The organism is Nocardia donostiensis (assembly GCF_002081715.1).
Classification (GTDB): domain Bacteria; phylum Actinomycetota; class Actinomycetes; order Mycobacteriales; family Mycobacteriaceae; genus Nocardia; species Nocardia donostiensis.
The window spans coordinates 170,384-183,434 of record NZ_MUKP01000003.1 but is presented as its reverse complement, the minus strand read 5'-3'; the positions used below and the strand labels follow the sequence as shown (position 1 = coordinate 183,434).

11 protein-coding genes are annotated in these 13,051 nt (G+C 68.9%); 4 read left to right on the top strand and 7 right to left on the bottom strand.

The window, feature by feature from the left end:
- Positions 1-220: 220 nt before the first annotated feature.
- From B0T44_RS03425 to cobC, 4 genes are all read right to left on the bottom strand, one after another.
- Positions 221-1,441 carry a bifunctional RNase H/acid phosphatase gene (locus tag B0T44_RS03425; protein WP_077116562.1) on the bottom strand — a complete coding sequence of 407 codons (1,221 nt, stop codon included), beginning with the start codon at positions 1,439-1,441 and terminating at the stop codon, positions 221-223.
- Positions 1,438-2,175, bottom strand: coding sequence for a zinc ribbon domain-containing protein (locus B0T44_RS03420; RefSeq protein WP_077116655.1), 738 nt, complete (start codon positions 2,173-2,175; stop codon positions 1,438-1,440). The genes B0T44_RS03425 and B0T44_RS03420 overlap by 4 nt, the downstream gene beginning before the upstream one ends.
- Positions 2,176-2,695: 520 nt before the next feature.
- Positions 2,696-3,850 (bottom strand): Nif3-like dinuclear metal center hexameric protein, encoded by a 1,155-nt coding sequence (locus B0T44_RS03415; RefSeq protein ID WP_077116654.1) that lies wholly within the window; start codon positions 3,848-3,850, stop codon positions 2,696-2,698.
- Positions 3,851-4,350: 500 nt separating this feature from the next.
- Entirely contained in the window at positions 4,351-5,433 is a 1,083-nt protein-coding gene (gene cobC / locus B0T44_RS03410) for an Rv2231c family histidinol phosphate aminotransferase CobC (RefSeq protein ID WP_077116561.1), read from the bottom strand.
- A gap of 44 nt (positions 5,434-5,477) precedes the next feature.
- On the opposite strand from cobC, the gene B0T44_RS03405 reads away from it, so the two are divergent.
- Entirely contained in the window at positions 5,478-5,987 is a 510-nt protein-coding gene (locus B0T44_RS03405; RefSeq protein WP_077116560.1) for a low molecular weight protein-tyrosine-phosphatase, read from the top strand.
- Entirely contained in the window at positions 5,987-6,856 is an 870-nt protein-coding gene (locus B0T44_RS03400) for an SURF1 family cytochrome oxidase biogenesis protein (RefSeq protein ID WP_077116559.1), read from the top strand. Before B0T44_RS03405 ends, B0T44_RS03400 begins: the two co-directional genes overlap by 1 nt.
- A gap of 135 nt (positions 6,857-6,991) precedes the next feature.
- Here B0T44_RS03400 and B0T44_RS03395 read toward each other — a convergent pair whose 3' ends face one another.
- A complete protein-coding gene (locus B0T44_RS03395; protein ID WP_077116558.1) occupies positions 6,992-7,921 on the bottom strand; it encodes a cobalamin biosynthesis protein in 930 nt (309 codons plus the stop codon).
- A 222-nt stretch (positions 7,922-8,143) separates the two neighbouring features.
- On the opposite strand from B0T44_RS03395, the gene sigJ reads away from it, so the two are divergent.
- Positions 8,144-9,136 (top strand): RNA polymerase sigma factor SigJ, encoded by a 993-nt coding sequence (gene sigJ / locus B0T44_RS03390; protein WP_077116557.1) that lies wholly within the window; start codon positions 8,144-8,146, stop codon positions 9,134-9,136.
- Positions 9,137-9,139: 3 nt separating this feature from the next.
- Here the strand turns inward: sigJ and ald are convergent, their stop codons facing one another.
- The gene (gene ald, locus B0T44_RS03385; RefSeq protein WP_077116556.1) at positions 9,140-10,243 is read right to left on the bottom strand and encodes an alanine dehydrogenase; all 1,104 of its coding nucleotides are present in this window, start codon (positions 10,241-10,243) and stop codon (positions 9,140-9,142) included.
- A 106-nt stretch (positions 10,244-10,349) separates the two neighbouring features.
- Here ald and B0T44_RS03380 point away from each other — a divergent pair, with 106 nt between their 5' ends.
- Positions 10,350-10,865 carry a gamma carbonic anhydrase family protein gene (locus B0T44_RS03380; protein WP_077116555.1) on the top strand — a complete coding sequence of 172 codons (516 nt, stop codon included), beginning with the start codon at positions 10,350-10,352 and terminating at the stop codon, positions 10,863-10,865.
- A 337-nt stretch (positions 10,866-11,202) separates the two neighbouring features.
- Here B0T44_RS03380 and B0T44_RS03375 read toward each other — a convergent pair whose 3' ends face one another.
- A complete protein-coding gene (locus tag B0T44_RS03375; protein WP_077116554.1) occupies positions 11,203-13,002 on the bottom strand; it encodes an Eco57I restriction-modification methylase domain-containing protein in 1,800 nt (599 codons plus the stop codon).
- Positions 13,003-13,051: the final 49 nt, after the last annotated feature.

Genomic DNA, 13,051 nt, shown 5'->3' with positions numbered 1-13,051 from the left:
TTCGACCCGGGACCATGACCCCATCCCGGTCAGCAGGCGGGCGACACGCCTGCACCTGACCGCCCTGGAGCCTACCGTCATCCTCTAAATTCAACGAACCAGAACAACTTTCACCACTTCACGGCAATGTGAAACATGAATATGTTGGAAGGGGGTGACAGCAGTCTCCAGCTTTCGCGCACCGAACGGGACGGCCGCAGTTATCGCCCAGCGCCCGATATCACAGATAACTCGTATCGTTGACCAGCCGCACCGACGAGCCGCCATCATCGTAGAACTCGGCGATCGACAGGGATGCCAGATCCAGATGCAGCCGGTACAGCAACGACGGACCGACGCCGAGCGCGAGTTGCAGCAACGTTTTGATCGGCGTGACGTGACTCACAACAACGATATTGGCTCCCGGGTACAGCGCGACCAGATCCCGGCGCGCCGCCTCGACCCGCTCCCTGACCTCGTCGAAACTCTCCCCGCCGGGCGCGCGTAACGACGGATCACCGAGCCAGCGCTTATGCAGGTCCGGATCACGTTCGGCGGCCTCGGCGAAGGTAAGCCCCTCCCATTCGCCGAAATCGGTTTCGATCACACCCTCGACCACCCGCACCGGAACCCCCAGCGCCGCACCCGCCGCCTCCGCGGTCTCGCGAGCTCGCCCCAGCGGTGACGTCACCACCGCCGCGATATCGCCTTTGGCGGCAAGCATCTTCGCGGCCCGCGCCGCCTGGTCGCGGCCGAGCGCGGTCAGCGGCGGGTTACCGCGCCCGGAGTAGCGGCGGTGCACCGACAGTTCGGTCTGGCCGTGCCGCAACAGCAGCAGGCGGGTGGGACGGCCCACCGCGCCGGTCCAGCCGGGAGCAGACGCCTCGGTGCCGAGCCGGGCGGTCGCGCTGCGTGAGTCGGCGATCGGATCTGCCCCATCGGTGTCCCCCTCGCCGGTGGGCTCGCCCCGTTCTCGCACTGCTTTTCCGGTTCCCCGCTCACCGGGCAGCGGATGACCTGCGTCGCGAGCGGCACGTACCTCGTCCACCAGTTTCGCGTCGTCCATGGCCTCGTTGGCCAACCGGTCGGCGTAGGCGTTCTCGGCGCGCGGGATCCAGGCGAAGCTGACGCTGTCGAAGCCTGCGACGAGGCGGCGGGCGCGATCGGCCAGCGGGATCAGCGCCGCATGCTTGACCTTCCAGCGGCCCGACATCTGCTCGACGACCAGTTTCGAATCCATCCGCACCGCGGCAACGCGGGCACCCAGCGCGGCGGCGGCCTCCAAACCTGCGATCAAGCCCCGGTATTCGGCCACATTGTTGGTGGTGATGCCGAGCGACTCCTTACGTTCGGCGAGTACCGCGGTATGGGCGGCGTCGAAAACAACCGCACCGTACCCGGCGGGCCCCGGGTTCCCGCGGGAGCCGCCGTCGGCTTCGACAATCACCTCATCGACGCTCACAACCCCGATTCCTTGGTGCGCACCAGCACGGCGCCGCACTCCGGGCAGCGCACTACCACCTCGGGCGCGGTTTTCGCAATGCGGGCGATCTCGCCGCGGTCCAGTTCGATCCGGCACGCGCCGCAGCGGCGGGCCTGCAGCAGCGCCGCACCCACACCGTGCGCAGCACACTGCCGGTCGTAGATCGCCAGCAGCTCGTCGGGAAACGCCCCGAGCAGCTCTTTGCGGTCGGTTTCGCAGCGCTGCTGTGCGGCGTCGAGGTCGGCCACCGCTTCGTCGCGCTGGCGCACGGCATCGGAGAGCTCCTGCTCCGTTCTGCTCAGCCGGGCGCCCGCATGCTCGTGATCGGCGGCGGAGGCTTCGCGGCGTTCCATCACCTCGAGCAGTTCGTCTTCCAGCACGGTGCGGCGGCGCTCCAGGCTGCCCAGTTCGTGCTGGATTTCGGAGAGCTGTTTCGCGCCCACCGAACCGGAGGTGAGCATGCCGCGATCGCGTTCCTCGCGTTTGCGGACGGCATCGATCTCGCCCTCCAGTTTGCGCATATCGCGATCGAGGTCGTCGATGACGATCTCCACCGCGACCGCCGCATCCTTGTGCGTGTTGCGCTCGGCCTCGAACCTGGCGACCTCCTGCTGTTCGGGCAGCACGGTCCGCCGGTGCGCGATCCGCGTCAGCTCGGCGTCGATGGCAGCGAGCTGCAGCAGCTTGGCCTGAATCGATGGTTCGACATTCAACGCGAACAAACTCCCTGAACACTGTGGACGGATAGAAGTTCAACCGTACCGCGCCGGGCCGCCCCCACACCCGAGGCCGCAAGCCGACGTGCTCGACCAGGACGATTCAGCCGCCGAGACCCGGCCCGGTTCCCTGTCGGACATCCCCAGATCTCTTCGCCGCACCGGCCCGAGTACCGCTGGGCGGCGCTGCACGACCTTCGCCCGCTATCGCCGCCATGCCCACATCGGTATCTCCCGAGTCGCATCGGCCGCGGTGAACGATGCGGGTACGGCGGGCCGATGCGCAGGCCGAGTTCGGACGACCATGCGCCGGGCCGCTTCCGCGCGGTGGGCGGTCGGAAGCAGGCTCGGACGCTCCGGTTGCTGGTGTCGTCGCCCGCAGGCCGCCGCCGGGAACCCGGGCGGACGACGGACGGAGGCATCCGAGAAGTACCGCGCGACCGAAATCAACGTCTCGAACACCAGGACCGGTCGATGCCAGGAACTCTCGTTCCGAGATGGCCTCCTCTTGCGGTGCTCAGCGGTGGGCGACAGTCCAGGGGTCGGTGCGCAGTGCCGACACCCGGGTGGTCAGGTCCGGCAGCCCCGCACGGACCACCGATTCGGCCTGGGCGCACCACGGGAACTCGGTGGCCCAGTGGGCGGCGTCGATCAGGGCGGGGCCGTTGCGGCGCAAGTGTTCGTCGGCAGGGTGGTGGCGCAGGTCGGCAGTGAGGTAGGCGTCGACGCCGCGGCGAGTGGCGGCGTCGAGCAGCGAATCGCCTGCGCCGCCGCAGACGGCAACGGCGCGGATCAACCGATCCGGGTCGCCCGCAGCACGCACCCCCCATGCCGTCGCCGGGAGCCCGGCGGCGGCGCGGGCCGTGAACTCACGCAGCGTCAGCGGTTCGGGGAGTTCGCCGACGCGACCGAGACCCAGGCCGCTCGACAGCGGCGCGCGTTCGGTGACGTGATAGGCCGGGACCTCGTACGGGTGCGCAGCGCGTAAAGCGGCGAGCACAGCGGCGCGGGCACGCGGCGGGGCAACGACCTCGATCCGGTCCTCCTCGACCCGCTCCAGCTCACCGATCGTGCCGATCGCCGGACTCGCGCCCTGCCCCGGCCGGAACTGGCCGACACCGGTCACCCGCCACGCGGCCTCCCGGTAGTCGCCGCTCCCGCCGGCACCCGCCGCGAAGAGCGCGGCCAGCACGTCCTCGGTGTGCGAGCACGGCACCTGCACGGTCCACTTGTCCGCGGCCTCGACCGGTTTCGCATCCAACGGCCCGGTAACGGTCAACCCCACCGCATCGGCCAGTGCATCGGAAACTCCCGGATCAGCGGAATCGGCATTGGTATGCGCGGTGAACAGCGCACACCCCGACCGGATCAGCCGATGCAGCAGCGCCCCCTTCGGCCGGTCCGCGGCCACACTGTCCACCCCGCGCAACAGCAGCGGATGATGAGCCACCAACGCCTGCGCACCCCACTGAAGCGCCTCGTCCACCACTGCCGCGGTGACATCCACCGCGAACAACACCCGCTGCACGGTCTCCCCCGGATCCCCGCATACCAACCCCACCGAATCCCACGATTCGGCCAGCTTCGGCGGGTACGCCGCGTCCAGCACCTCGATCAGATCCGCCAGGGTCGTCACCGCACACCTTCCGTCGTCGCAACCGTGCCAAGCCATCATGCTGCATGCCGCCACCGCCCTGGCCGCACCACCACACATGCTGGACATCCGTGCTGGTCGACGACACCACGCTCATGGTCGCCGACCGATACTTCGATCGCGCCACTACCCGGCGCACGCAGTTCCCGACGGAGCCCAGCCGCCGGCGGACCCTCACCCGCGACCCGTCCCCCGCGAGTTCGTACAACACCACCGCGGCACAGGGGGCCGAACCGCGCAGTCGCCACCCAGCTCAGGCTTGTGACCTTTCGGCGAGCAGGTACTCGCGCGGCTCAGGCCCACCGCACGGAATGGGCCTGGCGTTCCACGTCCGCCGACCAGGGCACCGCCCCGGCCGATCCGGACAGGCCGCGCTCACCTCGACATTCGGTCGAGCCACGTGACGAGCGATCCGATCCCCGGCTTGGCAGCGAGCCCCGTCGAGCCGTTCCTATACACCTGCGCTGGTTCTGCGCACCCTCGATCACCCGACCGAGTCCACCCGGCGCCGGACGCGGTCACACCGTGGTCGCCCGCTCGCCGAGCGGCACTACAGGAAGCGACAGATCATCTGTCGCGGTCTGGATCGCGTGTACGAGCCGGTCGACATCAGCCGCGGGACGGACCGCGACCCGCAGGTGGTCGGGGCCGAGACCGGGGAAGGTGTCGGCGCGGCGGACGGCGATGCCCTGTTCGATCAGGTGTTCGCGCAGCCGTGCGCCTGCCGGGTGGTGCAGTAGCAGGAACGGTGCGGCGGCGGGGGTGTGGACGTCGATTCCGATGGCGGTCAGTCGTTCGATCATGTGGGCGCGGTGGCGGGCGAGGTCGTGGGCGCGGGCCTCGGCTTCGGCAACGGCGTGCGGCTCGGCGGTGGCGGTGATGGCGGTGAGTTGCAGGGTGCCGAGTGGCCAGTGGGGGCGGCTGCGGGCGAGACGCTGCAGCAGTGGGACGGGTCCGAGGAGGTAGCCGCAGCGCAGGCCCGCCAAAGCCCAGGTCTTGGTGAGGCTGCGCAGCACAAGCACATCGGGTGCGGAGCCGGCGGCCAGGGATTCCGGTTCACCGGGAACGGCGTCGGCGAACGCCTCGTCGACGACGACGATCCGGCCAGGGCGGCGCAGGGCGCGGAGGGTGGCGGCGGGGTGCAGGACCGAGGTCGGGTTGGTGGGGTTGCCGAGCACCACCAGGTCGGCGGCCTCGGGGATCAGCGCCGGGTCCAGGATGTAGGGAGGTTCCAGCACCACGCGAGTCACCGGGACACCGGCCTCCCGAAACGCCAGCTCCGGTTCGGTGAACGACGGATGCACCACCGCCGCCAGCCGGGGTTGCAGCCGAGGCAGCAGCGCGAACCCTTCGGCCCCGCCCGCCAACGGCAACACCTCGTCCGCGGTTCGCCCGTGCCGGGCCGCGACCGCGCTGCGAGCCGCCAGCTCGTCGTCGGCACTCGGATAACGGCCCAGGTCGGCGAGCCCGGCGGCGAGGCGCTGCCGCAACCACTCCGGCGGCGCACTGCCCTGCACATTCACCGCGAAATCGAGCAGACCGGGGCGCGCCTCCACATCGCCGTGGTGGCGTAACCGGGCGAAATCGACGGTGTCGGACACGACACCACACCCTACGTGGCGGCAGGCCCGGGCGACCGGCCACAATGGTCGGCGTGGGTGAGCTGCATATTTCGTTCGTCTGTACCGGCAATATCTGCCGATCCCCTATGGCCGAGAAAATTTTCGCGTCACACCTGTACCGGGCCGGTCTGGCCAACAAGGTGCGGGTGAGCAGCGCGGGCACCACCGGCTGGCATGTGGGCGGCGACGCCGACCCACGCACCGATTCCACGCTCCGCCGTTACGGTTACCCGACCGGGCATACCGCCGCGAAGTTCGGTACCGAGCACGCCGACGCCGATCTGGTCGTCGCGCTCGACCGCACCCACGACCGGGAGCTGGCGGTGCTCGGCATCCCGGCCCAGCGCCGCACCCTGCTGCGCAGTTTCGACCCGGATGCCGACGGTGTCGACGTGCCCGACCCGTACTACGGCTCGACCGCCGATTTCGACCTGGTCCGCAACCAGATCGAAGCCGCGATCCCAGGCATGCTCGACTGGGTGCGGGCCACGCTCGCCGCCCGCGCCGAACCGGTCGCAGACGGGCTGGTCTGATGCGCCGGTTAGCGTTCCTGCTGCGACCGGGCTGGCTGATCCTGGCCGCCGTGGTCGTTGCGTTCGCCTACCTGTGTTTTTCGGTGCTCGCGCCGTGGCAGCTCGGCAAGAACACCGACACCTCCGAACGCAACCAGTTGATCGCCGATTCGGTGCAGGCCGACCCGGTTCCCGTCACCGGGGTGCTCGACGAGGTCGGCGGTGAACCGACCGAATGGCGGCGGGTGATCGCCGAAGGCAGCTATGTGGCCGATTCGACGGTGCTGGTGCGGTTGCGTCACCTCGATGGCGCCCCCGGCTATTCGGTGCTGGCGGCGTTCCAGCTCACCGACGGCCGCATCCTGCTGGTCGACCGCGGGCTCGTGGCCGCCGTCGAAGGGGCACGGCCACCGCAGGTCCCCGCGCCACCGGCAGGGCCACTTCGGATCGAAGCCCGTATCCGCGCATCCGAAGGCAGCAACCCCGACCGGCTGCCCACCGTGCAAGACGGATACCGGCAGGTGTATTCGATCGACACCGAGCAGGAAACCAGCGTGCTCGATCTCCCGCTGACCCCGGTCCCCACCGGTGGCCGAGGCGGCTATCTGCAGCTCGGTGAGGATCAGCCCGGCGCTTTCACTCCCACCCCGCTTCCCCAACTCGACGCGGGCCCCTACCTGTCCTATGGCTTGCAGTGGCTGGCTTTCGGCGTCATGGCCCCGCTCGGCCTCGGCTATTTCGTCTATGCCGAAATCAAGGAACGCCGTAAGAACCGCACCGAACAAGCGCCGCCCCCTACCGAACCCGCACCGACGGAACCGGAAACCCCTCCGACCCCGGTCGCGGCCGAGGACCGCCTCGCCGACCGCTACGGCCGCACCCGCAAATAACGCACGCGACCACCACGTCCACCGGCACCGGCCGCCGCCCAGGATTTGTGCCGGCCAGAGTCCCGAATGGGCCAACAGCAGGCCGGGCAGCTGCGCTGGGAGGCAAGACCGCCACAGGGCTTCCAGGTACAGACGTCAGCGCTGCGGCCACGAGATCAGCGCCGCGGCAGCCGCGGCCAGCGTGACAGCAGCCAACTGCACCGCCTCCGACATGCGCACCGCACGCCGCAGATCAGGAACCGTCGGTGCCGGGCCGTCGCCGAGGACGGGTCTCAGTTCTATGCCGTGCCGGTACTCGGTGCGGCCGCCGAGTCGGATACCGAGCGCACCCGCCATGGATGACTCCACCACGCCCGCGTTCGGGCTCGGATGGTTGCGGGCATCGCGGCGCCACACACGCAGTGCGCGGGCGGGGGTGCCACCGGACAGGGGCGCAAGGCAGGCGGTCAGCAGACCGGTGAGCCGGGCGGGGGCCAGATTGGCGAGGTCGTCGACGCGGGCGGCGGCCCAGCCGAAGCGGTGGTAGCGGTCGTTGCGGTAGCCGATCATCGCGTCGAGGGTGTTGACGGCCCGGTATCCGAGCAGGCCGGGAACACCGGCGATCGCACCCCACAGCAGTGGCGCGACGGCAGCGTCGGAGGTGTTCTCGGCAATCGATTCCAGCGCTGCCCGCGCCAGCCCGTCGGCGTCGAGGGCTGCGGGGTCGCGCCCGCACAGTGACGGCAGCAGCGCACGGGCTCCGTCCAGATCACCGGCCTCGAGCCGGTCGGCCATATCCCGCCCGGTCCGCACCAGACTCTGCCCGCCCAGCACCGTCCATGTCGCCAACGCCACCGGCAGTATCCCGCGCCCCCGCAGCACCGCCCCCGCCCCGGCAACCGAACCGACGAGCAGCAGTTCATGCACCACTCCTGCGGCCCGGCGATCAGCGTAGGTCACCGTCTCGACAGCGAGTGCCATCGAACCGAACCCGGCAACCGGATGCCACCGCCGCGGGTCACCCAGCACCCGATCCACCGCGAATCCCAGCAGCAACCCGGTGGCCGTTCTACTACTCCTACGCACCCGCCGAGACTAACCGCGCCCGATCCGCGTCGTTCCAGGCGCCACGTCCGAATCGCTTCCTGCCCCGAGCAGCAGAACCCGCGCCTCTGCGTACGCTCGGGGTTCGCCACTCCCCTCACCGACGGGGGACAATCCGAAGAGGATGGCGTGATGGTCGCTGGACGAGTGCCGCCTGGATGTCACACTCGCCCCGCCCGTCTCGTCATCTCGATGACATACCCGATGCCTCAGGCAACGAACGAACGGTGTACCGCAGTGACCGAGCACCTCGACTCTCCAGACGTCGTCGATCAGGCCGAACTGGCCAGGCGTTTCGAGGAGCACCGGCCGTACCTGCGCAGGCTCGCCTACAGCACCCTTGGCAGTCTGACCGACGCCGACGATGTGGTGCAGGAGGCGTGGCTGCGGTTGCAGCGGCAGCACGAATCCGGTGGCGTCGCCGAGATCGACAACCTGCGGGCGTGGCTGACCACCGTGACCGGCCGGTTGGCCTTGGATTATCTGGGTTCGGCGCGAGTGCGTCGCGAACAGTACGTCGGCGAATGGTTGCCCGAACCCGCGGTGGTGGAGTGGGACGACCCGGCCGACCGGATCTCCCAGGATGAGCGGGTCACCATGGCGCTGCTGGTGGTACTGGAATCGCTGTCCCCGGCCGAACGCACCGCGTTCGTGCTGCAGGATGTGTTCGGTATGTCCGGCCCCGAGGTCGCCGAGGTGGTCGGTCGCACCCCGGCCGCGGTGCGCCAGCTCGCCTCCCGCGCCCGCAAACACGTCGAGCACGGCACGCCCCGTTTCCCGGCTTCACCCGATGAACACGAAAAGGTTGTCTCCGCGTTCGCGGTGGCATGGCGCTCCGGCGACCTGAATGCCCTGCTCGGCCTGCTCGACGCCAACGTGACCCTGACCGCGGACGGCGGCGGCAAGGTCCCCTCCATCCGCAAACCCATCAGCGGTGCGGAAATCATCGCGAAACTGATGCTCGGCTGGTATCACGCCCCGTCGGCGGTCAACGGGTGGGGCCGCGGCGTCAAGGTCAACGGCACTGCTGGCCTGCTGGTTTTCGACGGCAAATATCCCGGTGTCTTCTCCTTTACGGTAGACGGGGGGCGCATCGTCGCCATCGATGTCGTCCGCAACCCCGACAAACTGCACGACCTGCCCCTCGACGGCGAACCGGACTGGAGGATGGGCGATCCTGGGCAGCAGGTCGAGTAGAGCTCAGCCGGTGACCGGTGGCGGATACCCGTGGGCTGCTGCGACCTCCGCCGAGCACAGCTTCCCGTCGGCGGCAGTCAACCCCCGGGCAAGCGCGGGGTCTGCCGCCGCGGCGGCCGCCCATCCTTCAGCGGCGATCTGCCGGACATAGGGAAGGGTGGCGTTGGTGAGCGCGACGGTGGCGGTGTGCGGGACCGCACCGGGCATATTCGGCACGCAGTAGAACACCGAGCCAGCCACCCGGAAGGTGGGGTCGGCGTGGGTGGTCGGCCGCGAACCCGCGAAACAACCACCCTGGTCGATCGCCACGTCGACCAGCACCGAACCGGTCCGCATCCGGGCGACCAGTTCGTCGGAAACCAGTTTCGGTGCCCGCGCCCCTGGTACCAGCACCGAGCCGATGACCAAGTCGGCGGCGGTGACCGCATGCTCGATGTCGGTGGCGTTCGAGGCGAGGGTGGTGATCCGGCCGTGAAACCGGGCCTCCAGTTCGCGTAGCCGGACCGGGTTGGTGTCCAGCACGCTCACCCGCGCGCCCATTCCGGCCGCGACCGCCGCCGCGTTGGTCCCGGCGACCCCGCCGCCGAGTACCACCACATCGGCTCGGCGCACGCCGGGCACCCCACCGAGCAGCACTCCGGAGCCGCCGAACGGTGCCATCAGGTGATAGGCGCCGACCTGCGGGGCGAGCTTTCCCGCGACTTCGCTCATCGGCGCGAGCAGCGGCAACGCACCGTTCGGGGTACGCACCGCCTCATAGGCGACCGCGGTCACTCCCGCGTCCAGGATGGCCTCGGTACATTCCCGTGAGGCGGCCAGATGCAGGAAAGTGAACAGCACCTGCCCGTCCCGCATCCTCGGGTACTCCTCGGCGACGGGCTCCTTCACCTTCAATACCAGCTCCCCCTCCCGCCACACCGTCTCCGCGTCCGGTACGAGCACCGCCCCCGCCACCCGGTATTCGGCGTCGGTGAATCCCGATCCAACCCCGGCTCCGGCCTCCACCAGCACCTGATGCCCGCGACCTGCGAGTTCCCCCGCACCGGCGGGGGTGAGCGCCACCCGGAACTCCTGTTCCTTGACTTCCCGCGGAACCGCGATTCTCATGATCCCATCGTGGTCGACGGCATCGGCCGCGTCACGAACCCGTTTCGTGCGGGTCGGCCGGTTCCCGCGGGGCCTGCCCGGTTCCCGGCGAGCTAAGTTCCTCTGTATGAGGATCGAAGTCAACGGGTACCAGCCGGAGATCGACGAGGCCGCGTGGCTCGCGCCTACCGCGACCGTGATCGGGCGCGTCAAGCTCGAGGCCGAGGTGAGCATCTGGTACAATGCGGTACTCCGCGGCGACAGCGACCAGATCACCATCGGCGCGCGCAGCAATATCCAGGACGGATGCGTGCTGCACGCCGATCCTGGCTTCCCGCTCACGGTGGGCGCCGGCGTTTCGGTGGGTCATAACGCCATCCTGCACGGCTGCACCGTCGGTGACGATGTGCTGGTCGGTATGGGCGCCACAGTGCTGAACGGCGCGGTCATCGGCGCGGGGAGCCTGATCGCGGCCAATGCGCTGATCCCGGAGGGCGCGCAGATCCCGCCCGGTTCGCTGGTCGCGGGGGTGCCAGGCAAGGTGCGGCGGGAGCTGAGCGAGGACCAGCAGAACGGGATCCGGCTCAACAGCGCGGTATATCTACACCACATGAGCAGCCACCGCTCCGCCAAGGAGGTGTGATCCCCACCTCCTTGGTCAAGCGTCCAGTAGGGCTGGCTGTTAATCTGGGAAAAGCGTGCCCGGCTCGCCGGGTTCTCCTGCCGACACGGTTGCCGTGCGGCTTGTAGCGCTGTGGTGAGCTCGCATGGACCGCGGGCGCGTATGCGTGCAAGCAGGAGGTATGACGGTGGCGTACGAGCAGCCCAGTATGCGCCGGGCGAATGGCCGGATCAGCCTCGCCGATATCGCCGCCCAGCCGGGCGGGGTGGAAGCACTACATCGACGTGTTCATGAATTACGTTCCTGTGGTGTAGATTTCGCAGCCAACGCGATCGAACGCGAAATGGCCGAACTGGACTTACCGATCGAGCGTGAAAGCAGCGGATACGAGTTCGTCCAACCGGCACATCGCATCCGCGCCGGGCTCGGCCCGGTCGACGAGGTCACGCACGCATGCGACGATCCCGGCGGCAGTCGGAGTGGCAGGGTCGGGCAGCGGTAGCCGGGACACATACTGGGTGATCCAACGCCGTCTACCTGCATAGAGCCGGTTGCCGCAGACGGCATCGTAGAATCGCAAGCCCAAGGCCGAGTTCGCTATGCCCATCAGCAGATACGCGATGTCCTCTGCCGTACGGCCTGCAACGGCGGTGAGATCGGCCAGCGGAATCCAGTAACAGTCGCCGTTCACCACCGCACCAGTTCGGTCCAAGGCGAACTTCGGCCTCTCGCTGATATCGGGGAAAACGATCTTCGGTCCCCGCCACAGATGGGGTCGCTGCGGCACCCATATTTCGTACCATTCGCGTCCCGCGTCGATGACGTACTGCCGGGCGGCGAGAGTCTCGCGGTGCGCGTTCAGATAGGCGGCGGCGCGCGGGTAACGCTCCAGTGCGATGGGCACCCGACAGGGCTGCGCCATGTCGTAGGGGTACAGCACACGCGTGGCGCGTGCTCGCACAATCCGCCACTGCTGCAGGTCATAGTGGGTGATCAGGTCGTGCAGCAACTCCGGTTCCGGGCCGGCCTCGTCCCACTGCTCAGCGATGAACACCCGGTCGGCGGTGGTTTTGATACCGACCCTGATCCGCGCCACGTCCCCGAAGGTCCGCCAGGTGGCATCCCGCACCCGAGCCAGCCAGGCATCCCGGCCATCCCGCGACATCCGCCATACACTGCGCCCGTTCTGCCATCCCACCGCCCGCACAGCGCCCGGATCCGAACCGGCGTCCGCACACTCCGGATCCAATAAGCCCACTTCGACAGCGAAGCTGCGGCCCCGGTGCTCGACCACCGCATCCTGTGCGTCGGCGAGCGCCCGGAAAAGAGCACTGCCCCGATTACCGGCCCGGCCTCTGCCCTCGGCTGAGAGGTCACCGGCGAGCACCGGTCCATCCGCTGCGGAACTCGAGCGCGCCTTGTTCGCCGCGCCGGCCGGTACCTGATCACCGATGACCTGATAGACGGACACATACCGGCAGCCGATGGGGATCCGGGTCCGGGTCGCGATGGTGATCGCGGGCAGTACGGTCGCGTCGAACAACCGGGTGTCGCCCAGGTCGTACAGTTCCACCGGCGTCAGTTCGTTCAACAGGACCGCCCGCAGGTTCGCGCCCGCGATGGTCGTGAGGAAACGGTTCGCACACAACAGCCCGAGCACCCCGCCCGAACACATCAGGCGTGGGAGAGCAGCGACGAACGGGTGGGTCAGATCGATGCGGCCACGCAACCCGAATTGCCTGCTCAGTTCCTGCGCTGCGGGCCCACCCAGCTGCTGGGCACGCACATACGGCGGGTTGGCGAGCACCGCATCGAAACCGGCGTCGGGCAGCTCACCGCATTCGGCCAGGAAGTTCGCTTCCCGCCACATCACGTCGATACCGAGCGCGACGCCGCGGCCTCGTGCGATATCCAAGGCCGCCGGGTCCAGGTCGTAACCCACCAATTCGATTACGGCGCTCGGCCGTCGTGCGGCGATTTCGCCGTGGACCGCGAACAGCAATTCCCCGTCTCCGCATGCCGGGTCGAGCACCCGCAGCGACGCCCGCTCCGGCAGATACGCGACGGCGCGGGCGGCCAAGAACCGCGCCAACTCGGCGGGTGTGTAATGCCTACCGTGTCTTTTGCGCTCCCGCACACGTCGCCCGTCGCGTTCCATGCGCGAATTCTGCCTGCTCGCACCGATGTTCGGATGCTTTCGGCTCAAC

Coding starts and splice junctions, on each gene's coding strand:
- B0T44_RS03415 (WP_077116654.1), bottom strand. CDS start 3,850: ATGGCTTGGCACGGTTGCGACGACGGAAGGTGTGCGGTGACGACCCTG.
- B0T44_RS03405 (WP_077116560.1), top strand. CDS start 5,478: ATGGTCGGCGTGGGTGAGCTGCATATTTCGTTCGTCTGTACCGGCAAT.
- B0T44_RS03400 (WP_077116559.1), top strand. CDS start 5,987: ATGCGCCGGTTAGCGTTCCTGCTGCGACCGGGCTGGCTGATCCTGGCC.
- sigJ (WP_077116557.1), top strand. CDS start 8,144: ATGCCTCAGGCAACGAACGAACGGTGTACCGCAGTGACCGAGCACCTC.
- ald (WP_077116556.1), bottom strand. CDS start 10,243: ATGAGAATCGCGGTTCCGCGGGAAGTCAAGGAACAGGAGTTCCGGGTG.
- B0T44_RS03380 (WP_077116555.1), top strand. CDS start 10,350: ATGAGGATCGAAGTCAACGGGTACCAGCCGGAGATCGACGAGGCCGCG.
- B0T44_RS03375 (WP_077116554.1), bottom strand. CDS start 13,002: ATGGAACGCGACGGGCGACGTGTGCGGGAGCGCAAAAGACACGGTAGG.